23 protein-coding genes are annotated in these 22,367 nt (G+C 52.6%); 7 read left to right on the top strand and 16 right to left on the bottom strand.

The features are described 5' to 3' along the window. Positions 1-175: 175 nt before the first annotated feature. The 4 genes from B5D23_RS11465 to B5D23_RS11450 all read right to left on the bottom strand — a co-directional run bounded on the left by B5D23_RS11465 (position 176) and on the right by B5D23_RS11450 (position 3,815). Complete coding sequence (locus B5D23_RS11465; protein WP_078685576.1) at positions 176-1,066, bottom strand: pseudouridine synthase family protein; 891 nt, start codon at positions 1,064-1,066, stop codon at positions 176-178. A gap of 136 nt (positions 1,067-1,202) precedes the next feature. Beyond that, positions 1,203-1,562 (bottom strand): flagellar protein FliT, encoded by a 360-nt coding sequence (locus B5D23_RS11460; RefSeq protein ID WP_078685575.1) that lies wholly within the window; start codon positions 1,560-1,562, stop codon positions 1,203-1,205. Between the two features lie 2 nt (positions 1,563-1,564). Further along, positions 1,565-2,173, bottom strand: a complete 609-nt coding sequence (locus B5D23_RS11455) for a DUF8043 domain-containing protein (protein WP_078685574.1) — start codon at positions 2,171-2,173, stop codon at positions 1,565-1,567. A 46-nt stretch (positions 2,174-2,219) separates the two neighbouring features. Beyond that, a complete protein-coding gene (locus B5D23_RS11450; protein WP_159445983.1) occupies positions 2,220-3,815 on the bottom strand; it encodes a glycosyltransferase family 9 protein in 1,596 nt (531 codons plus the stop codon). A gap of 282 nt (positions 3,816-4,097) precedes the next feature. Here B5D23_RS11450 and B5D23_RS11445 point away from each other — a divergent pair, with 282 nt between their 5' ends. Continuing rightward, a complete protein-coding gene (locus tag B5D23_RS11445) occupies positions 4,098-5,417 on the top strand; it encodes a malic enzyme-like NAD(P)-binding protein (protein WP_078685572.1) in 1,320 nt (439 codons plus the stop codon). Positions 5,418-5,569: 152 nt separating this feature from the next. On the opposite strand, the gene B5D23_RS11440 is transcribed toward B5D23_RS11445, so the two are convergent. Continuing rightward, on the bottom strand, positions 5,570-6,937 hold the full coding sequence (locus B5D23_RS11440) for an amidohydrolase (protein ID WP_078685571.1): 1,368 nt from the start codon (positions 6,935-6,937) through the stop codon (positions 5,570-5,572). Positions 6,938-6,982: 45 nt separating this feature from the next. Further along, positions 6,983-8,290: a solute carrier family 23 protein gene (locus B5D23_RS11435; protein WP_078685570.1), complete on the bottom strand. Its 1,308-nt coding sequence runs from the start codon at positions 8,288-8,290 to the stop codon at positions 6,983-6,985. 411 nt (positions 8,291-8,701) lie between these two features. Here B5D23_RS11435 and B5D23_RS11430 point away from each other — a divergent pair, with 411 nt between their 5' ends. Then, the gene (locus tag B5D23_RS11430) at positions 8,702-9,028 is read left to right on the top strand and encodes a hypothetical protein (protein WP_078685569.1); all 327 of its coding nucleotides are present in this window, start codon (positions 8,702-8,704) and stop codon (positions 9,026-9,028) included. Positions 9,029-9,092: 64 nt separating this feature from the next. Here B5D23_RS11430 and B5D23_RS11425 read toward each other — a convergent pair whose 3' ends face one another. From B5D23_RS11425 to B5D23_RS11405, 5 genes are all read right to left on the bottom strand, one after another. Next, entirely contained in the window at positions 9,093-9,626 is a 534-nt protein-coding gene (locus tag B5D23_RS11425) for a GNAT family N-acetyltransferase (protein ID WP_078685568.1), read from the bottom strand. Between the two features lie 76 nt (positions 9,627-9,702). Next, positions 9,703-10,263 (bottom strand): Fe-S-containing hydro-lyase, encoded by a 561-nt coding sequence (locus B5D23_RS11420; protein WP_078685567.1) that lies wholly within the window; start codon positions 10,261-10,263, stop codon positions 9,703-9,705. Beyond that, positions 10,263-11,099 carry a fumarate hydratase gene (locus tag B5D23_RS11415; protein WP_078685566.1) on the bottom strand — a complete coding sequence of 279 codons (837 nt, stop codon included), beginning with the start codon at positions 11,097-11,099 and terminating at the stop codon, positions 10,263-10,265. Before B5D23_RS11415 ends, B5D23_RS11420 begins: the two co-directional genes overlap by 1 nt. Positions 11,100-11,471: 372 nt before the next feature. Further along, positions 11,472-12,242 (bottom strand): exodeoxyribonuclease III, encoded by a 771-nt coding sequence (locus B5D23_RS11410; RefSeq protein WP_078685565.1) that lies wholly within the window; start codon positions 12,240-12,242, stop codon positions 11,472-11,474. 9 nt (positions 12,243-12,251) lie between these two features. Then, positions 12,252-12,923, bottom strand: a complete 672-nt coding sequence (locus B5D23_RS11405) for a metallophosphoesterase family protein (protein ID WP_078685564.1) — start codon at positions 12,921-12,923, stop codon at positions 12,252-12,254. A gap of 125 nt (positions 12,924-13,048) precedes the next feature. On the opposite strand from B5D23_RS11405, the gene B5D23_RS11400 reads away from it, so the two are divergent. Together B5D23_RS11400 and B5D23_RS11395 are read left to right on the top strand one after the other, a co-directional pair. Continuing rightward, a complete protein-coding gene (locus tag B5D23_RS11400) occupies positions 13,049-13,636 on the top strand; it encodes a 5-formyltetrahydrofolate cyclo-ligase (protein WP_078685563.1) in 588 nt (195 codons plus the stop codon). Further along, a complete protein-coding gene (locus tag B5D23_RS11395; RefSeq protein ID WP_078685562.1) occupies positions 13,627-14,373 on the top strand; it encodes a purine nucleoside phosphorylase YfiH/LACC1 family protein in 747 nt (248 codons plus the stop codon). Before B5D23_RS11400 ends, B5D23_RS11395 begins: the two co-directional genes overlap by 10 nt. A 69-nt stretch (positions 14,374-14,442) precedes the next feature. On the opposite strand, the gene B5D23_RS11390 is transcribed toward B5D23_RS11395, so the two are convergent. Genes B5D23_RS11390 through B5D23_RS11375 form a run of 4 tightly spaced genes read right to left on the bottom strand, consistent with a single transcriptional unit; the run spans position 14,443 to position 19,692 of the window. Then, positions 14,443-15,819, bottom strand: a complete 1,377-nt coding sequence (locus tag B5D23_RS11390; protein ID WP_078685561.1) for a sigma-54-dependent transcriptional regulator — start codon at positions 15,817-15,819, stop codon at positions 14,443-14,445. 21 nt (positions 15,820-15,840) lie between these two features. Further along, positions 15,841-16,803 carry a TIGR01777 family oxidoreductase gene (locus tag B5D23_RS11385; RefSeq protein ID WP_078685560.1) on the bottom strand — a complete coding sequence of 321 codons (963 nt, stop codon included), beginning with the start codon at positions 16,801-16,803 and terminating at the stop codon, positions 15,841-15,843. Positions 16,804-16,841: 38 nt separating this feature from the next. Next, the gene (locus B5D23_RS11380; protein ID WP_078685559.1) at positions 16,842-19,061 is read right to left on the bottom strand and encodes a sensor histidine kinase NtrY-like; all 2,220 of its coding nucleotides are present in this window, start codon (positions 19,059-19,061) and stop codon (positions 16,842-16,844) included. Between the two features lie 10 nt (positions 19,062-19,071). Next, positions 19,072-19,692: a DUF4390 domain-containing protein gene (locus B5D23_RS11375; protein WP_078685558.1), complete on the bottom strand. Its 621-nt coding sequence runs from the start codon at positions 19,690-19,692 to the stop codon at positions 19,072-19,074. 166 nt (positions 19,693-19,858) lie between these two features. Between B5D23_RS11375 and B5D23_RS11370 the strand changes: the two genes are divergently transcribed. Further along, a complete protein-coding gene (locus B5D23_RS11370; protein ID WP_078685557.1) occupies positions 19,859-20,329 on the top strand; it encodes a 23S rRNA (pseudouridine(1915)-N(3))-methyltransferase RlmH in 471 nt (156 codons plus the stop codon). 101 nt (positions 20,330-20,430) lie between these two features. Then, positions 20,431-20,655 carry a hypothetical protein gene (locus B5D23_RS11365; protein WP_078685556.1) on the top strand — a complete coding sequence of 75 codons (225 nt, stop codon included), beginning with the start codon at positions 20,431-20,433 and terminating at the stop codon, positions 20,653-20,655. Here B5D23_RS11365 and B5D23_RS11360 read toward each other — a convergent pair. Then, complete coding sequence (locus B5D23_RS11360; RefSeq protein ID WP_078685555.1) at positions 20,616-21,269, bottom strand: 16S rRNA (guanine(527)-N(7))-methyltransferase RsmG; 654 nt, start codon at positions 21,267-21,269, stop codon at positions 20,616-20,618. The two genes, B5D23_RS11365 and B5D23_RS11360, sit on opposite strands and share 40 nt — an antisense overlap. Before the next feature lie 144 nt (positions 21,270-21,413). On the opposite strand from B5D23_RS11360, the gene B5D23_RS11355 reads away from it, so the two are divergent. Next, the gene (locus B5D23_RS11355) at positions 21,414-22,364 is read left to right on the top strand and encodes an ACP S-malonyltransferase (RefSeq protein WP_078685554.1); all 951 of its coding nucleotides are present in this window, start codon (positions 21,414-21,416) and stop codon (positions 22,362-22,364) included. Positions 22,365-22,367: the final 3 nt, after the last annotated feature.

Here is a 22,367-nt window from a genome sequence, read left to right as displayed (position 1 = left end):
ATTCGCGTCAACCACTTTTTATATCTTTTTTTTTCAAAGTGCAGCGACGTGAACGAATTCGTTTCGTTGCTGCGGAGAGAGGTTCTATAGAAGCTCATCCTTCTCGTCAAGGGCTTTCCCAGATTTTCTCCTAAAAAAGCACATGCTCAGCGCCTCTATTTCAGTGCAAGCCTTGCTATACCTTTGCTGCCACCTGTTTCAGAAGCTTTTCCCATTCTGACCATTTTTCATCCTGAGGCAGAGCAAATGCCTGAAAATCGCGAAACTGAATCAGAAAATGATGAAGCATCAGCTCGTCGCCGTCCCCTTCTCCATATAAAGGATCACCATAAAGAGGATAGCCCGCATCTGCGCAATGCGCCCGAATCTGGTGACGTGCTCCCCGGCATATCTCCACATGAGCAAGAGTTTTCCCGTCGCGCACCTCAACAGGAGTCACAACTGTGGTTCGCACGGGATCCTCATCATCCTCACGAAGCACCCGAACCTTTTTCCGTTTGGCCATGTCCAGTTTCCTTCGCAGGACAAGCTCTTCCTCCAGCTCACCATGCAGCACTGCAAAATAATGTTTGCGCACAGCGCCAGCCTTTTCATCTTCCCGGAACTGCTCCCTACTCTCCTCACACAACGCCACAAGCACCACGCCAGACGTCAAGTAATCCAGCCTGTTCAGCAATTCTGCAAAACGATTCGGCCAAAAAGCGGGTATTGCAGACTCCATACATGGTTCAATTTTCCCGGCAATTGCCTGACTGTGAACACTCGACGGCTTATACAGGCCAGCCATGACACCTGTGCTTTGAGCAACAACCCGAACTCCTGCCGGAATATTTTGCATTGGAGACCGCTCCGGTTCCGTTTCCTTGAGTCGCAGAGCCAGCTTCTGCCCCGCGTGGACCCGGTAGGCTTTCGCACGGGGGTATCCATTTACAAGGATATCGTAGCGATCCCAGAGACGCCGTCGAAAGCGCAAGCTCTCTCCGGGAACCAAAACTTCGAGCGCAGCATCAAGACGCGCGCCATCCTGAGCCTCAAGAACTTCTTTTTCCTGATATTTTTTATCCATGAGCACTCTATAAACACTTCGGAACTTTCTGCCAAGCGCCTTTCGTTTTTTCCATAACAAAGCGCCACAGCAGTATTTTCACCTGCTGTGGCGCTCCCTTGTTCACAAAAAAATTCTGAAACGCCCTTCGCGGGCACTATCCAAGCTTGTTTATGAACCTATTTGAAAAGCCCAGGTTAATCTTGGCCGCATGACCATATCCAGAAAAACCCCGTCCTTTCTTTTTTGTCTTCTGAATTTCTTCACGCAGCTCAAAATGCAGTCGCCGCGCTTCTGTTGTCAGCTCACCCTGCAAATCCCGAAGACGATGAAGTTTTGCTGCCAAAAGCTGTAGATCAGAAGACTGCCCCTCTTCTGTCTCCCACGCTTCTCGCATCAAGGCTTCCCGCTGCCGAGCCAGTTCGCTCGTGCGGTCAACATCGCCCTCAGCAAGGCACGCAAGTTCCTGCTGCCCCAGCTCCAGAGCCTGATCCAAAAGACGAAGACGTTCAGACATGACTACGCAGCCTCTGCCTTCTGCTGGAGACGACCGCGAAGTTCCTCAAGAAGCGGCTGCCACTTGCCAACAGATGCCTGGAATTCAAATTCCAGCAGATCAGCAAGAAGAATCCAGTCTTCGTTTTCGCTTACTTCGATCATCTCACTAAACAGACTGGTGATCTCTTCGACGTTCTCTTCAACTCTTTCCATATCGGAAATGCCGGATTCGTTACGAAGCACAGAGACCATACTCAGGAAATCGCGGGTCACATCAATAAGGTCCTGATACATTTCCAGAGCTTCCGTATCCTCGCCGGAACGGAACAGCTCAGAAATGGTGCGGCTTGCACTTTCCATCAGCTGCAAAACCTTGCCAAGCTCGGAGGAAATATTCAGCGCAAACTCAGAGGAAGCAACGGAACGAATCTCAAGCTGCTTAACCTCTTCCAAAGAAATATCTTCCGCCTGATGCGGATACACCTCGGAGAAGCTCTCATTGTTCACCAAGACGTCAGTCACAATGCGATCTTTCAGGGAATCTCCACTGGCAACGTGCACCAGCAGTTCTTCCAGATTGCCAAAATTCTTTGCGTTAACATCGCTATTCTGCCCATCAATAACAATCATCTCTTCCTCCTTGTAGGAAAAATGTGCCCACGGCACGTGCATATGCCTAGAGAGTTTCAAGTTGCATGCCATTCGAAAGCAGCACAGTCTTCCAGACTTCCAGAACCTTCCGGTACCGCAGTGTTACCTGAAGAAAATTTTCAGGAGAGGCGGCAAAAACCTGTGACTCTTCCTGCCACAGCGCTCCCAGCACATGAAAGTGCGCACTTTGGAGTAACTCCGACGTTACCCGCTCGTAATTCATCATGACTTTCTGCTTGAGTGCCTCAACAGGACGCTGGAGAAGAATTTTCATTTCCTGTTCCAGCAAAAAGAAGCGCTGCCACGCCTGTTCAAGCTCTGTCCCAATTTCCTGAGATTTTTCCTGAGACAGGCCATGCAGATTCAACGGCTCATGCGCCCCACCTGTCTCGTCAAGAAACTGACGGTAGACCTGTCGCTGCATGCGTCTCCACGCCGTGCGATCCGTCTCCTCCAGTCCATTGAGTGAACGCAGGTCAATAAATCCATTTCCGTCTTCAATAGTCTCCCAGGCCCGCACCTGTTTCAGGCGCGACGCATCCATACTTTCGAGTCGCCTGGAATCGCCCAAAAGCTGCTCGACATACGCCAGCACATGCTCTGGAGACAAAATTTTGTGACACAAAAAATCTTCTGTGCATTCATATGAAATATGACAGGGGTGACACTCCATATTGGGTTCAAGGCACACCGCACCTGCGCGGTACGGTCCCGTATCCCAAGGTTGCGCAGTGCTCAGGAAAAGCGCACAGACCTTCACCCCAAGCCCCGCGGCGTAGTGCATTGTTCCAGTATCATTGGTTACAAGAAGCTCCAGCATGGAAAGCATAGCGCCAAGTTCTGTGAGACTGGTTTCCCCCACGCAATTCACCACAGGAATCTGTGATTGCTGGCAAAAAGTCTGGGCAAGCTCCCGCTCTCCCCCACTCCCAAGAAGTACGGGGCACAGGGAATATTTTTCCCACAGCTCTTCTGCTACCTGCAAAAAAGACTGTACTGGCCACTGCCGTCGGGCATTGCTCGCCCCAAGCTGAAAGCCCACAAACCCACGAGGCGTTTCTTCCAGTCCTGCAAAAAACTGCTCGCGCATCTTCTGACACAGCTCTGGAGCCGGGCGTTTCAAATCTGCGCTACCACCTGCCTCTCCCCGCTCTACCCTGCTCATCAGGTCGACAAGATTCAGAGGGCTATTCCTCCGGTTATGCGCCGCCGCAGTCAAAAAGGCGCACCACCGGGAACTGTTTGCCGAAAAGCCTTTTTCATCCAGGCAGAATCCTGTCTTGAAAGGCGCATTGATACTTTTCTGCAAAAGCCGCGCAGGCAGGGTAAAGGTCAGATTGACGACCAGCTCTGCGCCGAATTCATCCAGCACACCGTGCGTCCAGTTCCAGTATGCTTCAAGCGGAGATGCCCAGTGCTTTTCCAGCCCTGCAAGGAATTTCCCCGCTGGCAAAGGGAAAACCTCATCCACAAAATTCAAAAGCCGAGGCACCTGTTCAAAGCAGTCCAGGCACACAAAACCAACGGTATAGCCTTGATTATGGAGTCGGGAAACAACCGGCTGCGACTGGAGAATGTCTCCGAACCGGGTCAAATTGATGACGAGAGCTTTTTTCATCATAAAATCCATCACGCAAAGATACAGATTGAAAAATGAACAGTTGGCACTCTGTCAACTGTCGTGGCGCAGTTATCCAGCAAAAGATATTCAAAATGTGGGCCAAATTATAATCAATTCAAAAACTGTATTTTTCTTCACCCCTTGCTTTCTTTTCGTTGTTTCAATACTTTTAAGCCCTTGCTTCAAAACGCTGAAGCCATGCAGAGACTTTGACGGTGCGTGCAGATTTGTTTTTACGAGTGACAATCAGCCACAACTCTCAATCATTTTGGAGGATTCTTCATGGCACTTTTCACAAAGCAGGAAGCGCTGGACTATCATTCTCAGGGACACAAGGGTAAAACAGAGGTAATCCCTGTCAAACCCTGCAAAACACAGAAGCAACTCTCGCTGGCATACTCTCCCGGCGTTGCGCAGCCCTGCCTTGAGATTGAAAAAGACCCGGCACTGGCCTACGAGTACACAGGCAAGGGCAACCTTGTTGGCGTTCTTTCCAATGGTACTGCGGTTCTTGGCCTTGGTAACATTGGTGCTCAGGCCGGAAAGCCTGTTATGGAAGGAAAAGGCGTCCTTTTTAAGACCTTTGCAGACATTGATGTTTTTGACATCAACCTTGCAACAGAGGACCCAGAAGAATTTATTCGATGTGCAAAACTGATGGAGCCAACTTTTGGCGCCATTAATCTTGAAGACATCAAGGCCCCGGAATGCTTCATGATTGAGGACCGCCTCAAGGAAGAAATGAACATCCCGGTATTTCATGATGACCAGCACGGAACGGCAATCATCTCCGGTGCTGGCATGCTTAACGCCCTGAAACTGACGGGCAAAAAACCAGAAGACCTGAAAGTCGTCGTTTCTGGTGCCGGAGCTGCTGCATCAGCCTGCACCAAATTCTACATCAGCATGGGCGTCCGCAAGGAAAACGTCTTCATGTTTGACTCTCGCGGTCTTATCCACGCAGGTCGTACAAACCTGACTCCGCAAAAACAGTTCTTTGCCCAGTCCAAAGACTTTGGCTCCATGAGTGAAGTCATCAAGGGCGCTGACATGTTCCTCGGCCTTTCGGTCAAGGGCATCCTGACTCAGGACATGGTCAGCAGCATGGCAGAGAACCCCATTATTTTTGCGTGCGCTAACCCGGATCCAGAAATTACCTACGACGAAGCCAAAGCTGCCAGCCCGAACTGCATTATGGGCACTGGCCGCTCTGACTTCCCGAACCAGATCAACAACGTTTTGGGCTTCCCGTCCATCTTCCGTGGCGCACTCGACACCCGAGCCACCGCCATTAACGAAGAGATGAAGATCGCCGCTGCACAGGCGCTCGCCGACCTTGCCCAGACCGACGTTCCTGACAACGTCAAAAAAGTCTACGGAAAGGACGACATGAGCTTTGGCTATGATTACGTCATTCCGAGTGCTTTTGACGACCGCGTTGTGGAATGGGTTGCATCTGCTGTTGCCCAGGCCGCTATGGATACTGGTGTCGCAACGATTTCTCTGGACATTGAAGAATACAAAAAGAGCCTTCGTGCCCGCCTCGCGGCATCCCGCGAACGCGTTGGCTGTGTTGTCGACAACTACGGTCTCGACTTCTAGCACAGACTCACAGTATTCATTCCCCAGTTCGTATGCCCCTGCCCTCCCTCCGGAGAGCGGGGGCTTTTCTTTTGCGCACAAAAAAGCCCGGGCACCATAGAGCACCCGGGCATATTCGCTTTCTTTGCAGAGCTTCGCCCTGCCTGCGTCAGCTATCGAACCTTCACAGTGGGGAAGCGGTCAGGCAGCACAATGCCAGCCTTCTTGCGAAGGAATGCGGCACGGCTTTTGGCCTCTTCCAGCACAGCTTCTTCGTCGACAACCAGCACTTTCTTGTCCTTCATCAGCCATTTACCATCACACATGGTGGCTTCGATGTCAGAAGAGTGCATGGCATAGACCATTGCAGACACGGGATCATGCACAGGCAGAGTACCGGGGCTGCTGGGATGAACGACAACAAGGTCAGCCTTCTTGCCCGGCTCCAGAGAGCCAATCTCATCTTCCCACAGCATGCACTTTGCGCCGTTCAGGGTTGCCATCTCAAGCACGGTTTCCGCAGGAACAGCGGTAGGCTTGAGAGTACGTCCCTTGTGAATCAGCGTGGTCAGCCACATCTCATCAATCATGTCCATGCGGTTGTTGCACGGGGCACCGTCAGTACCAATAGACACGGCAATGCCACGGTCCAGCATCTCTGGAACAAAGGCAAAGCCCAAAACATTCATGGCTGCTGCCGGATCATGGGAGACTTTCACATTGTGCAAACGGAACAGGTCAATCTCACGGGGAGTCAGCCACACAGTGTGCACAGCAAGCAGGTTCGGACCAAGAGCGCCAATCTTGTTCAGGTGCTCAACAGTGGTCGCACCGCGAGTCTCCTCAACGTAGCGCACTTCTTCAAGAACTTCTGCACAGTGCATGTGGATGCCAACACCCTTTTCATCAGCAAGAGCCTTGGTGCGCAGAATCAAATCATCAGAACAGTTGAAAATGGTCCGCAGTCCGAACCAGACACGCAAACGGCCATCAGCTGCGCCCTGCCACTTCTCGTAGTGAGCAAGCTGTGTCTCGATGCACTCATCTGTCGAACGAACCCAGCCATCAGGCAGACCTTCGCCGCAGTCCATTGTGGACTGGCACAGCGCAGCGCGCAGACCAAGCTCGGTCACAGCGCGGCCCATGCCGTTGACCTTCTGGCCACCAGCTTCCGCAAAGGTTGTGACACCTGTACGAATCATTTCCAGACCACATGCCAAAGAAGACAGATAAGAATCTTCCTCAGTCAGGCTGCTTTCAAAAGGCCAGGTGCGTTCGTGGAGCCATGTAAGCAGGTCCACGTCATCTGCAAGACCGCGCTCAAGCTGCTGGGAAGTATGAACGTGCGTGTTCACAAACCCCGGAGTCACGATGCATCCCGTGACATCCATCACTTCTGCATCAGGGGCAATCATCTCTTCCGGGACAACGCCCACAGCCTTAATGCGATCATCTTCAACAAGAACATCACCATTTTCAAATGCCTGTCGTTCGGCATTCATGGAGATGATAAAACCGTTCTTCAAAAGTTTTTGAGCCATGTGTCTCGCTTCCTTTTCAGTAGAGTCGAATCGTCGTTTGCGAGCCTATTCTTTGTTCTCAGGCAGAATGAGGTTCAGAACAACAGCAGAAATAGCACCAACAGCAATGCCAGAAGCAACAAGGTAACGTACCAGCTCAGGAAGCTGATTCACGAGTTCCTTGGGCATAAGCACTGCGGCCAGCGTCAGCAGCACGGGCAGTCCAATCACCAGCATGTTTCGCTCGTCAAGTTTAATGCCCTTGACGACACGGAAGCCATTCATGGCGATAACAACGCAGATCACTGCGAAAACGCCATTGATGACCACACCGGGGATACAGGCGATAACGTTCATAAGTTTGGGCATCAGGCCCAGGAACATCAGAACCACACCGCCACCCATGATGGCCCAGCGGCTGGCAACACCGGTAACAGCAATGATACCAGCGTTTGTGGAATATCCGGTCACAGGTGTGCCACCAAACAGCGTGCCAAGCAAGCAGCCAAGGCCCTCACCAACAGCACCACCATTCAGGCGCTTGTCGTCGAGTTCCTGACCGGTGACAGCACCAACGGCAAACCATGTGCCTGTGGTTTCCACCAGCACAACAAGATAAATAAAGATAAGCGTCAGAGACGCAGAAAGGTCAAATTTGGGAGTGCCAAAGGGGAAAATCTTCGGCAGGGAGAACCAGGCAGCCTTGGTCACAGGGGAGAAATCCACAATGCCAAAGTATGCGCCAACAAGAGTACCGATTGCCATTGCGAGAATGACAGAGGTCAGGCGCAGGATGGTTCCAGCTCCGGTCACACGGGAGCCAATAATCATCAGGGCAACCAGCGCAACAGCCGCAGCAAGAGCCACGTAGCAGTTGTGCACAATGTCACCGGGAGCGTGATACACGCCATTCAGGGCAACAGGCATCAGCGCAATTCCAACCACCACGATCACTGTTCCGCCAACGAGCGGGGGGATGAAACGGCGCACAATGCGGCCAAGCATTTTGAAGGGCCAGCCCAGAAGTGTGATGAACACAGCGCCACTCAGAAGCGAGCCAAAAACCGTGGCAAGTCCCATTGAGTGGCCAATTGCCGCCAGAGCACCAATCGGGACGTAAGACGGTCCCTGCATGACAGGCAGACGAATGCCAAATCCTGTCTGAATCAGTGTCGCACAGCCTGCGGCAAAAAAGGTCATCTGAATAAAAAATGCTGTCTCAGAGACAGTCATGGAAAGAATTCCCGCGAGGACGATGGGGGCAATGTACAAATCCATCGCCAAGACATGCTGAAGGCCAAGAAGAAGGGCCTTACCCGGCGAAAGCGATTCGTTCACGCCAATGGTCAAGTGCAGTTCGCTCTGATTGCTCATTGGTACTCCTTATGGGTGATCGGCCGAAACGGCCTGGAAGCGGGCTTGCTACCCCACAGGACGAATTGCGTCAATTATTAAAAACAGCATATTTCTCCAAGTTCCTTCTATTTTTGGCAAAAGCAAAAAGACATCAGAAGGAACAGGAAATCTTTTATATCAGGCTTTCTCTTCATGTTGTCGCATGCTATTATAAGTCCATTATTTTCCCGTATGCGCGGGATTTTTGCTCTATGGACGATGCGCTGCCACGGCTCCACATCTGTTGGCATCCTCAAAAGTCGCATTGCCAGAGCCAAAAAAAACGCGCCCGGGTTTGGGGAAAACCCAATAAAACCGGTGTTGATCTGGCACATGGCAAAACAAGGACAATGTCAGATTCAACATACTACCATGGCAAAGGAGATTTTTATGAAACTGATGAGAACTTTGTTTGTCGCATGCTGCGCAGCACTGCTGGTCTTTGCTGCTGTTGGCTGCGAAAAGGAAGGCCCTGCCGAAAAGGCAGGCAAGAAAGTGGACCAGGCTGTAGAGTCCATGCAAAAGGAAGCTCCTGCTGATCAGACCGAAGACAAGATGATGCAGGAAGAAAAAAAGATGGAAGAAAAAACTGACGAGACGGCGATGGACGAAAAGAAGGACGGAGAGCATGAAGAAGGCCTCGGCGAAAAAGCTGGCAAGGCTGTCGATGACGCCTACGATGCAACCAAAGAAAAGGTTAAGGAAATGACCGAGTAGTCATTGCCGTCAAAACGTCCACAAGCCGTCCATCCGGACGGCTTTTCTTTTGCACGGCGACCACTCAGCCTGCCAGTTCCTTATGCATTGCCAAAACCAGGGCCCCGACCTCGCCAACGTAGCGCCGGGAAACCTTCCAGCCCTTGTGCTTGTAGAACTTCACCGCTTCCGTGTTCTCTGCATACACCTCCAGCGTTGCCTCTTCGTGCCCTGTCCCGGCAATGTGCCGCTCTGCAAAATCCAAAAGAGACGCTCCGCAGCCATGCCCACGAAAGGCATCGTCCAGCCACAGCAGGCCAATGTGCGAATCATTCACGATATGCACCAGCCCGCCAACGCCATCAGGATCACCGCAGCCCCTGTGCTCAGGAGGCTCGGCCAAAGACAAGGCTTCACCTGGGGTCGCCCTGTGCAGGACAGACACAAAAGTCCACTCCCGCCACAAAGTCGTGGCAATGATTCCGAGCCGTTCCGGAAAAAGCTCATCAGGGACAATTCCCTTATAGACCAAGGGCATCGTCCTGTTGAACATGGCAATGAGCACGGGAATGTCACGAGGAAGAGCGGGCCGAATAACGTAGTGTTCCTGTTCTGACATAAGAGTAACTCCAATAAAGAAAGGTGCGAAGAAGCACCAACGCCTCTCCGCACCTATCAAGGGGGGAATTGAAAGTCTACTTGTCCAGTCCCACAGCGGAGAGGTCTGGCTGTGCGTAGAGGTCTCCACCAAAGGAATCGTTAATGACGAGGACTGGAAAATCTTTGACCGTAAGCCTGCGTACAGCTTCCGGTCCAAGTTCATCAAATGCTATCACTTCTGCGGCAACAATGCACTCAGAAAGAAGCGCTCCCGCGCCTCCTGTAGCGCCAAAGTACACGGCCTTGTTTTCCTGAAGTGCAGCTTTGACGGCAGGACTGCGCTTTCCTTTGCCAATGGATGCCTTTTGCCCAAGCGCGTGCAGGCGGGGAGCAAAGCTGTCCATCCGGTAGCTCGTCGTCGGACCAGCAGCACCGATGGGCCGACCTTCTGGAGCGGGGCTGGGACCGACGTAATAAATAACGCAGCCTTCCAGCTCAAAGGGAAGTTCTTCTCCCCTGTCGAGCAGCGCCATGAGCTTTTTGTGTGCAGCATCCCTGGCAGTGTAGATAATGCCATTCAAAAACACGACGTCCCCAGCGCGCAGCTGGAGTATATCGTTATCCGTGAGTGGAGTCGTCAAATGATATTCTGCCATTAGATCGTTACCTCCTCATGCCGGATAGAATGACACTGAACATTCACTGCCAGCGGCAGGCTGGCAATGTGACACGGAGCCATCTCGATTTTTACCGCGAGGCATGTGGTTTTGCCACCGAGTCCCATTGGGCCGATGCCAAGCTTGTTTACATCATCCAGAAGCTCCTTTTCGAGCGCAGCAAGCCGCTCGTCCGGGTGCTGGTCATTCAGTCCCCGAAGCAAGGCATGCTTCGCCATGATCGGAGCTTTTTCAAAAGTGCCACCAATGCCTATGCCGAGCATTATGGGTGGGCACGGATTAGGACCAGCTTCTGCCACACGCCTGAGCACATATTCGCGAATGCCGGGCCAGCCCTGTGCAGGGGTCAGCATGGTCACTCGCGACATATTCTCGGAACCACCACCCTTCGCCATAAACGAAATCTTGAGTGAATCGCCGGGAACAAAGTCAAAATGAATAATTGCGGGAGAATTATCTCCCCTGTTTTCCCGAGTAAGTGGATCGCAGGACGATTTGCGCAAAAGCGCCTTGGCATAGCCCTGAATCATGCCATCTTCTATGGCCTGTTTCAGGCTGCCTTCGACCTGTACCTCTTCGCCAATTTCAACAAAAAATATAGCCAGACCACAGTCCTGACACAGAGGAACACCAGAATTTTCTGCTCGCTGAGAATTTTCCAAAAGCTGCCGGAAAATCTCACGTGCAGCGGGTTTTTCCTCATATTCAAGTTTCTCCCGAAACGCAGCTTTCACATCATCCGGGAGCGTTACGGCGCTATGACACACCATTTCCGTCACTTTTTTCTGAATCTCAGAAGCCTTTACACTACGCACACGGGACCTCCTTTCCACCTTTCCTCGCATGGTACATCAACGTACACCGGAACAGCTCTTGCCAGCGAAAGAACCCCTTCCCACACTGTGCAGAGCGCAATACCCCCGTTCCGATGCGGCAGGATGCTTCACTTGTGCAGTAGAGGCCATCCTGCGTACAGAACACCCCATATGTGAAACACCCTTTTATGTACCTTCACGCCGACGGGCCACTGTGTCAATATCATTTCTGTTTTTTCCTTTCAAAACATCATATCTTTCCAAGCTCTTGAACGGCCTTCACTGAACAGACAAACAGTTTCATCCGGGTACAAAAAAGCCCCCCAGAGGCAAAAAGCTCTGGAGGGCGGGAATATGCAGTTTCCTTGACTCTTAAAATTCAAGTTCAATGCCAAGGGGGCAATGGTCAGACCCCATAACATCAGAATCAATCCATGCGGCTTTGACATTGTCCCGAAGCTCTTCGGACACAAAGAAGTAGTCAATACGCCAGCCAACATTCCTGACTCTGGCCGCGGTTCTGTATGACCACCATGTATACAGGGCTGGTTCCTGATCAAACATCCGAAGCGTATCAAGGTACCCGTGCGCGACGAGTTTATCGATCCACGCCCGTTCAATGGGCAAAAAGCCTGTGGTTTTTTCATTGTCCTTGGGACGGGCAAGGTCAATGGGCTTGTGCGCCGTATTAAAATCACCGCACACGACAATGGGCTTTTTCTTGCGCAGCTCTTCCGCGTCTTCCAGAAAGGCATCATAAAAGCCAAGCTTATACTGGAGCCTGTCGTCACCCATGCCACCGTTCGGGAAATAGATATTATAGAGGTAGAATTCCTCAAATTCCACACAGACCGTCCGTCCTTCGCCGCAGTAACTTTCATCAGCAAGGCCAAAACGCACCGACAGCGGAGGAATTTTGCTCAAAATCGCAGTTCCGGAATAGCCTTTCTTACTTCTGGCAGGATTCCAGAACACATCCCACCCCGCAGGGTTCCGCTCGTCTTCCCTGAGCTGGGAAGGGTCCGCCTTGATTTCCTGCAAACCAACAAGATCCGAATCTGACGAATTCAGCCAGTCCCAAAAGCCTTTTTTCTGAATGGCCCGAAAACCGTTCACATTCCACGAACGAAGCCTGTAGTTCATGCCACTCTCCTAAAGCACTTTGAGTTCAGCCCGGAGCACTCCGTCGACAAGGCGAAATTCAACATAGCCACCATCAGCCAGCATTCCGGGATTGCACACCAGAGTCTCCCCCAGCATGTCCGTGCCTCGGGCTTCATGAATATGACCACACAGGCATACCGTGGGCTGAGCCGTTTCGATGAATTCCCGAACAGCCTGACTGCCAACGTGCATCCCATTGGGCAATGCATCAACAGCGGTATCACGCGGGGTATCGTGCGTCACCAGCAAAAGATTTTTCCAGTCCGCTACCTTGGCATGCGTTTCCCGCAACCACTGCCCCAGAGTCTCTTCCGGAGCCTCACATGGGGTCGCAAACGGCGTCGTGGACGAGCAGCCCACGCCCATAACTCCAAACTCCGGTGTGCACTCAAGCACGTTCCGATGCAGGCTGATCTGCTTTTCCTCCAGCCAGTCAATCAGGGCAAAGTCGTCCATATTGCCAATCTGGGCGAAAATCCGGGGATGTACTGTTTGCATTTTTTCCACAACCTGCTGCGCTACGGCCGCACCATGCGCTGTTGTCAGGTCTCCGCTCACAAAAACGGCTTCTGCCTCTGCAATATTCGGAATTTCTGCCAAACGCTCTGGAGCGTCGTGAATATCACCGCAACCAATCCAGAACGGTGTCTTTTTCGTCATTTCTGATCCCTTTCAAGTCTGCAAAAGAAAGTGTATAGTCTCGCTCCATGTGACGAGGTGGGGAAATGCCTTTCCCCTTCGGAGAAGACTAGTACAAAAACTCCAAACCATAAATACCTGAACACATGCACCCCACGGATACACACAAATCCAAGCTACGAAAAAAGCTTCTCGCCACCCGCGCCGAACTTGGGCCTGCGGAACGGGCACACAAAAGCCTCCGCATTCTTTCTGCCCTTCGGTCAACCCCACAGTGGGCCTCCGCCCGCGAAGTTCTTCTTTACATGCCTATCAAAAATGAAGTCGATATACGCCCAGTTCTTGACGAACTCTGGGGAAGAGGCGTACGGCTCCTGCTCCCGCGCTGCAGGCCCAAAGAACCGGGCCAAATGGACATCGCCTGCGTCACCGCAAGTCAGGAACTTGTTCCCGGCATGTATGGGATTCAGGAACCATGTCCTGAGCGCTGCCCAACTCTTGAAAAATGTGCACCAGATGTCATACTTGTACCCGGCGTCGGATTTGACCTGACCGGTGCCCGGCTTGGCTTTGGTGCTGGATTTTATGACAGGTTTCTCGCTGGAAACTGCGCCAGCAATGCAATACGATTTGGTCTTGCCTATGAGTTCCAGCTTGTGGAAAAATTCGAGGCAGACCCGTGGGACGTTCCCATGCACGCCATCATCACAGAGGACAGAATTATATGGACTTGAACTACATCCCTTTCAAATTCCCTGGACTCGACTCCGTCCATTGCTATTTTGGCACCCGAATGGGTGGGACAGAAAAGGGTCCATTTGATAACGCCAACATCTCTCTCGAGGTCGGCGATAACCCGGATCACGTGATTGGAAGCCGCCGCAAGCTTCAACAAGATCTGGGTTTTGAAACGTGGCAGGAAGTGCGTCAGGTTCATGGTCCGCAGATGATCTTTGAACCGGAACCGACCCGCATTGACGTCGAAGGCAGCATTGAGGCCGACGGCATTGCGACCTCTGAGCCAGGCCGCGCGCTGGTCATCAAAACCGCAGACTGCCAGCCTCTGCTCATTGCCCACGCCAGCGGGAAATACGTTGCAGCCCTGCATGTCGGCTGGCGCGGAAACTCCCTGCATTTTCCGACAACAGGCGTCAAAGCCTTTTGCCGCGAGTATGACCTCCCGCCCGAAGAAGTCTTTGTTGTTCGAGGCCCAAGCCTTGGCCCTGCATGGAGCCAGTTCATCAACTTCAATGACGAATTCGGCAAGGCATTTCAGGAGTACTTTGACCCAGACACCGCCTCCGTGGACCTCTGGCAACTGACCAAAGACCAGCTTCTTGCAGCAGGTATCCGCCCCGGCCACATTTTTCGTCTGGACCTGTGCACCTACAGTCTGCCCGAAATGTTCTTCTCATACCGGCGAGACAAGACCTGCGGACGCATGGCAAACCTCATCTGGATTGAGAAATAGCCCAACTTTTCCCCAAAAAAAGGCTGTCAGCGTATGCTGGCAGCCTTTTTTTGCTTTTTATCAGAAGCCCTACTGTATTCCGTAGGACTTGAGCTTCCGGGAAAGATAAGAGCGTTCAAGCCCGATGGACTCTGCAAGCCGGGTAATGTTCCCATTGCATTCCTCAAGCTTCTGCTGGAGGAAACGGGCTTCAAACTCGGCACGTGCAGCCTTAAAGTCCACAATCCCCATATCCACAGAGCCGTTTTCTTCGGTTCCCGTACTCAGGTCAGGCGTGGCCTTGAGGTACTCCGCGGGCAAATCTTCTGGTCCCACTTCGTTACCGCCATGCATAATCAGCATACGCTCAACAAAATTCTTGAGTTCTCGCACATTGCCCGGCCACGGATAACGCTGGAGCTGGGCCTTTGCGTCATCTGTAAACTGCATGGGCCGGAAGCCATGCTTCCGCGTCAGGTTGGCAATAAATTCATCAATCAGGAGTGGGATGTCGTCTGAGCGGGTCCGCAGCGGCGGCACCTCCAGCGGAAAAACGCGCAACCTGTAATACAGGTCCTGACGAAAGCGCCCTTCCTTAATCTCGCTTGGCAAATCCTTGTTTGTTGCAGCAATCACACGCACATCAACAGTGATGGTCTTTCGGCCACCCACCTGCTCAAACTTCTGTTCCTGCAAAATACGAAGAATCTTTGCCTGTGTTTTCAGACTCATGTCGCCGATTTCGTCAAGGAAGAGCGTGCCCTTGTTTGCCAGCTCAAACTTGCCCGCCTGAGCCGTATCAGCGCCGGTAAACGCGCCTTTGACATGGCCGAACAGTTCGCTCTCAATCAGCTCCTCAGGAATAGCGGCGCAGTTCACAGCAACCAGCGGCTTGTTGTGCCGCTTACTCTGCTGGTGAATGGACCGGGCCACAATTTCCTTTCCTGTGCCATTCTCACCAGTGATAAGCACCCACGCATCTGTGGGGGCAACCTGATCGATCTGGCGGCGAAGCGTGCTAATCACAGAGGACTCGCCAGTCAGCCCGTGCGGCTGTTCTGACTCAATGCGCTCCTTGAGTGCCCGGTTTTCCTGCTGAATAGACTGAAATTCACAGGCCTTGTTGACGCTCAGGATAACTTTTTCCAAAGACAGCGGCTTTTCAATAAAATCAAATGCGCCTTTTTTGATTGCAGTCACAGCCGTTTCAATATTGCCATGACCAGAAATCATCACCACTGGCATGTCTGGAATACGGATCTGAGACTGGTCCAAGACCTCCAGCCCATCAATACCCGAAAGCCAGATGTCGAGCAGCATAAGCGACGGCGTCTGTGTTTCCAAAAGCGCAAGCGCCTCTTCTCCACTTTCCGCCTCAATGACGTCATAGCCTTCATCTTCCAAAATGCCGCGCAATGAAAAACGAATGCCCTCTTCGTCATCAACAACAAGCACAAGATTACTCACAGTCCTCTCCTCTTCCTGTTTCTATGCAGGCTGTGCGCGCAGCAATCCCTGCTCCCCCAAAACCTGACACAACGCGTCACGAAGCTCAGGATACCGGAAATCAAACCCACACTGTAACAGCCTCTCAGGCCAGGCCCGCTGGCTGGCGAGAAGCATTTCTTCGGCCATCTCTCCAGCACCAAGGCGCAACAGCCACTCTGGAACCCGAAACCATGACGGACGCCGGAGTGCGGCACCAAGCATTTTGGAAAACTCTTCCATGCACACGGCCCCCGGAGCACACAGATTAAAAGCTCCCTCAGCTTCATCCCGTTCCACAAGAAAGGTCAACGCCTCGACTTCGTCACGCAGATGAATCCATGACAGCCACTGCTCCCCAGAGCCTATGGGACCACCAAGACACCAGCGAAAGGCCGGGAGCATAGCTCCAAGCATTCCACCACCAGCGCCAAGCACCGCGCCAGTTCGGGCATAGGCAACGCGAACACCACGGGTCGCAAGCCGGGAGACAGAAGCTTCCCAGTCTTCACAGACCTGCGCCAAAAAGCCAGATCCCGGCGCCGAGTCCTCAATGATTTGGTCATCGCGCAGTGACGCATCAGCCCCATACAGGCCAATCGCAGACCCCTGAACCAAAGCTTTCAGTCCAAGGCTGGAATTTTCCACTGCCGCCTGAACAGCTTTTCCCGCCTTGACTCGACTGTCGCGAATCCGGCGTTTTTTCTTTTCAGTCCAGCGGCCAGTCCCAATATTCTCACCCAGCAGGTTTACCAGCGTTGCAGGCCGCCTGCCATCATCCAAAATCTTTGCCAGTTCGTCAGCGTCCCTGCCGTCCCAGTGGGCCGCAACAACTGTCTGACCAAAAAGCTGCTCAACCTGTTTGGTATTTCTCGACGTCACGACAACGTCAAAACCACGTTCAACAAGTCGAATACACAGCCGACGACCAATGAATCCCGTGCCGCCTGTGACGACTACGCGCATGGTCTGCCTCCTTCGGAAAGGTTCACCATTTCTCTCACCTATACCGGAAGTTCAACAACAAGCGTTGTTCCATGCGGCTCCCGCGGCATCGCTCGCACATATCCATGATGATCGCTCACAATGGATTTGACGATTGTCAGGCCCAGACCAGTCCCACCCTTTTTACGAGAAAAGTATGGTTCAAAAAGTCTTGAGCGCTCTTCCTGCGTCAGGCCTTCGCCACTGTCCTGAAATTCCAGACGGACCCAGCCCAGCATTTTGTCGCAGGTCACAACGATGTCGACGGAGGGGTCATTCTGCCCCTTCACCGCATCCACGGCATTAGTCAGAATATTTATGAAAACCCTGCGAATACCTTCCTTGTCAAAGCGAAGGCGGGGAAGGTCCTCTTCCATATCCAGAGACCAGCGCACAGAGCTGTGGCTGTTTCTGAACATGGCTGTGACTTCCTCCAGCACAGGGGTCAAATCACCAAGCTTCAAATCCATCTCCGGCAGTTTGGCAAAGGACGAAAATTCCTGAACCATCTGCTGGAGCTGCTCAACCTGACTTACAATAAGCTGCGTGCTCTGTGTGAAGACAGGGTCTTCAATGTTTTTCCCAAACTTCCGCTCCATACGCTGGGCAGAGAGCTTAATGGGGGTAAGAGGATTCTTGATTTCATGCGCGATACGGCGGGCCACTTCGCGCCATGCCGCAACGCGCTGCATTTTCTCCAGCTCGGTGATGTCTTCAAACACAATCACCAGACCAGACTTGGCACCGTCCGAACCCATCAGGGTCACAGCGTTGACCAAAAGTTTTAACTCCCGGCTTCCAAGGCTTACGGTCAGCTGCCGCTGCCACTGTGAAGCAGGATTCGAGGCCATCTGTTCGATGACTTCCTTGAGCATCCCTGCGTATTCGCCATACAGCAAATCCAGAGGACGCTTGCCAACAATCAGCGAACCATCCAGCCCCAGCATGGTCTCTGCGGCCCGGTTCACTGTGCTGATGCGCTCGTCCTGATTCAGAGAGATAACACCAGCCGTAATGTTGTTCAGAAGTGCCTCAATATAGCGACCTCGCTGCTCAAGCTCCGCATTCTGCTGCTCAAGCCGGTCATTGACCTGCGTGAGCGTCGTTCGCGAAACCTGAAGGTCTTCGGCCATTTCGTTAAAACTTTGCACAAGAAAACCCAGCTCGTCGCTCGAAGAGTCCTCAAGCCGAACGGCAAGGTCTCCGCGTGCAACACGCTGGGTTCCATCGGCAAGGGCCTGCACCGGAGCCGAAAGCTCCTTGGCCAGACGCATACCAAACCAGATGGCGCCCATAACAATAAGCATGGTCACCACACCAAGCAGGACATACAGCGCCAGTTTCCACTGGTGCTTCATCGTTCGAATCTGCTTGTACTGGCTAATGCCGTGCACAATTTTATCGAGCTTGTACAAAAGGCCATGCCCAATGCTTTCACCCAGCACAAGGTAGCCAGTCTTTCCTCCATCAACCGGAAGCAGGCCAATGACCATATCGGCCTGGGAACCAGAACGAACTGTCGACCAGAACTCCGGCTTTTCCGAAAGACTTTTCCAGTTGACCTTGTCCCGAATGTCTTCCCAGATTCCACTCCACTCTTCGTTTGCATGCCAGTTCTGGGGCGAAAGGTCAGTTGAAATCACGCCAATCAGCGTCAGATCATACTCCTCCCGCTTGTCCTTCAAAAAGGCATCCATTGTTTTTCCGCCCCATGCGAGGCGACGGTCCAGAATCCGCTGGAGCACAAATTTTGATCGGCGCTCCAGACGTTCCTGTGACGAGGCATAAAACGCCTGCCCGACTTCCAGAGCCTGCTCCAGAGAGTCTTCGACCTGCGTCTTAAACCAAAAATCAACGGACGTTTGAACAAACTTGGCGCCCATGGCAAACATGAGCATAGTGGGGACTATAGACAGGGTGACAAAAGAGATCACAAGGCGGGACCGCAGCTTGGACCCAAGGACATTGCGCCGCCGTTCCAGCACAAGCTTAATGACATTGCGCAGGACAACAAAAATAACGGCGAAAAGTATAATAACATTGATATTAAACAGGCCAAGGAAGATAAGGGAATTGATGTCGCCAAAATAACGCAGCTCAATCCAAGTCAGCACCACAACAAAAAGGAGCGCAACCGCAGCAAGAGCAAGCTCCCGCTGGCGACGTTTTCGCTCACGAGTTGTTCCCGTGCCAACCTTAATCCATTTTTTCTGGGCCGATCCGGACTTTTTTTCCGACATGCTTCAGGTCTCAGTAGCTAAAATCAAGCTGATAGTTTGCCAGCGGGTACACATCCCACGATTTGAAAAAGACCACATACTTGAGCCAGGCAGGAACGTCTTCGCGCTTCATCCGAATTTGCAGATCCAGCCGATAATTCGTACCCGGCTGGAGCGTTTTCCACGGTCCCAGCACAAGCGAGACTCGCCCCCAGCCCTTTTGCAACAGCCGGGCAAGCGAAACATCTTCCAATTTTTCAGAAGACCCCGGTAGCTGCATGACGTATCGTTTCCCAAGGGCATCATAGCGAAGTTCAGATTCCCACTGTGCTTCGGCCACGGTATCATCAAACCACAAGGTCTTGATGCCCGAGACACTGCCCCGGCTCTGGAGTATGACTGGAGAACCGCTTTCAAGCACATCCTGAAGCGGTGCTAATTCATCCAGCCGAACGCCAAAACGCACAGTGATTTCACCCTGCTGGTTATCCAGCACAAGATTGCCCAGCTCCAGCGTCTGCCCAAAGGCAGGACGGGGGCCAAGACTCGCCCCAAGGAACAAACACAACACAAGGCAGAACACCGGCAGGCATGCCAGCAGGCGGGACTGTTCATCACTCGCAGACAAATCGTTCTTACATATTGTGGACATCGGGCAAATACCTCAAGGGCTTCGGAACCAGTACGAGAAGAGATTCTGGCGAATACACGTTTTCCGGGCTTGAATCTTGGCAATATCTCTGACAAGTAAACCAAGGCCAGACCTTTGACAATAATTCCCCAAAACAATCCAGAAACAGTCTGGTTATATTCACGACATGCGAAAAATCAAATGCATCTGGGTAGGAAAACTCAGGAAAAAGCACTGGCAGGGTGCTGCCGAAGAATACCTGAAAAAACTGGGACGTACTTTCCCCATAACCGAGATTATACTGAAAGACGCTCCCGGTCATCTTGAAGGTACCGCAAAAAACGAATGGGAAGGGAAAAAAATTCTGGAGAAAATTGATTCTCAGGATTTTCCCATTGCCCTTGATGAGCACGGCCAGTGCATCACATCGGTCAAGTTCTCAAAACTCTTGACCCAGTGGACAGAAGATCCTGCAACGTCCCCATGTTTTATTATTGGTGGAGCGTACGGACTGTCCAAGGATGTGCTCAGCCGCTGCCGCTATACCCTGAGCCTTTCTCCCATGACCTTTCCCCACGAGCTGGCGCGGGTTCTGCTGCTGGAGCAGCTCTACCGGGCAGACAGCATCCGCAGGGGCACGCCATACCATCACATTTAGTGCGCAAGTGCACGCTTTTGCACAGCGCAGACGTGGTCGCGAGCTTTACCCCGCGGACGGTTTATGGCATTTCACATTCTCACCTGATAGCAGGAGGAACTATGGCCCTTCTGGACATGGAATATCTTGAAAAGCTTGAGGCGTATTTCACCTCTGGCGATTTGAAATTTGATTTTGAAAACGGGGATGAGGACAAAAAGTTCGCCATTCTCGAATTTCTTGAAAAGCTGATGGACGTCGCCGAACTGGCCGACGAGCAGGCCACCAAGCTTATTTTCAAGGACGGTTATCTGGAGATGCTTTCTGGAGTAAAGCCCCAGAAATAGCGCGTTTTATCCCCCACGGAATATGAGGTCGAGCTGAGAAGTTTCCAGCCCGGCGCTTCAGTCATGGATGTGGGGGCTTTCTCGTTTGCCAGAATGATGCACACACCATTCTGCGTCAGATGTGGCGCAGCAAAGGCGAGCACTTCTGGCCACGGCCGAAACGCGCGGCTCAATATCAAATCCGCTGGGAACAGCTCCTGCGGAACGTCTTCGACTCGGCACCCAAGCACATCCGTCTGCGCAAGCTTCAGGCGGGACAGCGCATAGCGCATAAATGCAACGCGCTTCTTGCGGATTTCGACCATGCGGTACTCCCCAGCGTTCCAAAAAACGCGAAGCGGGATACCGGGCAGTCCTGCTCCTGCACCAAGGTCAAAGCAGTTTGGAGCTTCGGGCAGAGGCAGGCTCTCAAGGTAGTCTGCAAGATGCCAGCTGTCTGTAATCAGGTCAGACATAACGCGGCGCCAGTCATTGTGGGCAACGAGATTCATAGCCTTGTTCCATTTGAGCAGTGCTATGAGATACTCGGACAAAAGCCGGGCTTCATCCTGAGCAAGGGTGCGGCCAAGGCGTCTGGCCACATTTGCGACGTTTTCGGGGGTAGGCTTTCCCATGACAATCCTTTAAAAAGAAGTGATTCGACTTGCGGCAGGCAATGGCACAGGCAGAACCGAAAAGCAAGCCTTGGCCATCAGGCTTGACAGGCTGTGCCCAGAAAGCTACGCCGCCGTGCGACACACTTTAGTGGAGGACACGCCATGAATGCAACGAATCCGCTCACTGCGGTTATTTTTCCCGGTCAGGGGTCTCAGGTCAAGGACATGGGCCGCGAGCTTGCAGAAGCAAGCAGCGATGCAATGTACCTCTGGCAGTTGGCAGAAAATGTTTCCCAGCTCCCCCTGCGAGAAATTTACTGGGGTGGAGACAACACAGACATGGCAGACACCAAGGCCCTCCAGCCAGCCATGACCGTTTGTGCCCTGAGCCTGTGGATGCATGCAGAAAAGCGCATCAGCGCAGACTGTTTTGCTGGCCACAGCCTTGGCGAATACCCCGCCCTTGCTGCGGCAAAGATTCTTCCTGTCGAAACCGTGCTCGCACTGGTTTCCCTGCGTGGCCGCCTGATGGGCGAAGTTGCCAAAGAGGATGAAGGCATGACCGCCATCCTGCGCACCCCGCTCAAAAAGGTCGAAGAAATTGTCGCAAGCGTTCGCGAAAAAAGCGGACTGGAGCTGAGTGTTGCCAACTACAACACCCCGTCCCAGTTTGTTTTGACAGGCAAAAAAGAAGCTCTGACCGCTGTTGCTGCGCTGGTCAAGGAACAAAAAGGCCGTGCTATCCCGCTGCCTGTCTCTGGCGCATTCCACAGCCCGCTCATGGCCGAGGCTGCCGACGAGCTGAAATCCCAGCTTTTGGCTGCGGACTGGTCACAGCCAGAAAAGCCTGTATATTTCAACGTTACCGCAGGTCCCGAAGACAATCCGGAGCGAATCCGTGATATCATGGTGCAGCAGATGACCTCCCCGGTACGCTGGATTGAGATTATTACAAACCAGTATAATGCTGGCGTCCGCACCTGGTACGAGCCGGGTCCCAAGGGAGTCCTGACCAAGATGCTCGGCCAGACACTCAAAGGCGTTGACGCCGAATGGACAGGGAAATCCCTCGACAGCACCACGGCCATCCTTGAGGCCAAGCCTGGGCTGTAGTCC

The sequence above is a fragment of the Desulfobaculum bizertense DSM 18034 genome (genome assembly GCF_900167065.1).
In the GTDB taxonomy this organism is placed as follows: domain Bacteria; phylum Desulfobacterota; class Desulfovibrionia; order Desulfovibrionales; family Desulfovibrionaceae; genus Desulfobaculum; species Desulfobaculum bizertense.
Note: the sequence above shows the minus strand (reverse complement) of the source record. Positions and strands in the feature narration are given on the sequence as shown.

What these genes read in the sequence shown, in the direction of transcription:
- B5D23_RS11465 (WP_078685576.1), bottom strand. Translation starts at nt 1,066, where the DNA reads ATGGATAAAAAATATCAGGAAAAAGAAGTTCTTGAGGCTCAGGATGGC.
- B5D23_RS11460 (WP_078685575.1), bottom strand. Translation starts at nt 1,562, where the DNA reads ATGTCTGAACGTCTTCGTCTTTTGGATCAGGCTCTGGAGCTGGGGCAG.
- B5D23_RS11455 (WP_078685574.1), bottom strand. Translation starts at nt 2,173, where the DNA reads ATGATTGTTATTGATGGGCAGAATAGCGATGTTAACGCAAAGAATTTT.
- B5D23_RS11450 (WP_159445983.1), bottom strand. Translation starts at nt 3,815, where the DNA reads ATGATGAAAAAAGCTCTCGTCATCAATTTGACCCGGTTCGGAGACATT.
- B5D23_RS11445 (WP_078685572.1), top strand. Translation starts at nt 4,098, where the DNA reads ATGGCACTTTTCACAAAGCAGGAAGCGCTGGACTATCATTCTCAGGGA.
- B5D23_RS11440 (WP_078685571.1), bottom strand. Translation starts at nt 6,937, where the DNA reads ATGGCTCAAAAACTTTTGAAGAACGGTTTTATCATCTCCATGAATGCC.
- B5D23_RS11435 (WP_078685570.1), bottom strand. Translation starts at nt 8,290, where the DNA reads ATGAGCAATCAGAGCGAACTGCACTTGACCATTGGCGTGAACGAATCG.
- B5D23_RS11430 (WP_078685569.1), top strand. Translation starts at nt 8,702, where the DNA reads ATGAAACTGATGAGAACTTTGTTTGTCGCATGCTGCGCAGCACTGCTG.
- B5D23_RS11425 (WP_078685568.1), bottom strand. Translation starts at nt 9,626, where the DNA reads ATGTCAGAACAGGAACACTACGTTATTCGGCCCGCTCTTCCTCGTGAC.
- B5D23_RS11420 (WP_078685567.1), bottom strand. Translation starts at nt 10,263, where the DNA reads ATGGCAGAATATCATTTGACGACTCCACTCACGGATAACGATATACTC.
- B5D23_RS11410 (WP_078685565.1), bottom strand. Translation starts at nt 12,242, where the DNA reads ATGAACTACAGGCTTCGTTCGTGGAATGTGAACGGTTTTCGGGCCATT.
- B5D23_RS11405 (WP_078685564.1), bottom strand. Translation starts at nt 12,923, where the DNA reads ATGACGAAAAAGACACCGTTCTGGATTGGTTGCGGTGATATTCACGAC.
- B5D23_RS11400 (WP_078685563.1), top strand. Translation starts at nt 13,049, where the DNA reads ATGCACCCCACGGATACACACAAATCCAAGCTACGAAAAAAGCTTCTC.
- B5D23_RS11395 (WP_078685562.1), top strand. Translation starts at nt 13,627, where the DNA reads ATGGACTTGAACTACATCCCTTTCAAATTCCCTGGACTCGACTCCGTC.
- B5D23_RS11385 (WP_078685560.1), bottom strand. Translation starts at nt 16,803, where the DNA reads ATGCGCGTAGTCGTCACAGGCGGCACGGGATTCATTGGTCGTCGGCTG.
- B5D23_RS11380 (WP_078685559.1), bottom strand. Translation starts at nt 19,061, where the DNA reads ATGTCGGAAAAAAAGTCCGGATCGGCCCAGAAAAAATGGATTAAGGTT.
- B5D23_RS11375 (WP_078685558.1), bottom strand. Translation starts at nt 19,692, where the DNA reads ATGTCCACAATATGTAAGAACGATTTGTCTGCGAGTGATGAACAGTCC.
- B5D23_RS11370 (WP_078685557.1), top strand. Translation starts at nt 19,859, where the DNA reads ATGCGAAAAATCAAATGCATCTGGGTAGGAAAACTCAGGAAAAAGCAC.
- B5D23_RS11365 (WP_078685556.1), top strand. Translation starts at nt 20,431, where the DNA reads ATGGCCCTTCTGGACATGGAATATCTTGAAAAGCTTGAGGCGTATTTC.
- B5D23_RS11360 (WP_078685555.1), bottom strand. Translation starts at nt 21,269, where the DNA reads ATGGGAAAGCCTACCCCCGAAAACGTCGCAAATGTGGCCAGACGCCTT.
- B5D23_RS11355 (WP_078685554.1), top strand. Translation starts at nt 21,414, where the DNA reads ATGAATGCAACGAATCCGCTCACTGCGGTTATTTTTCCCGGTCAGGGG.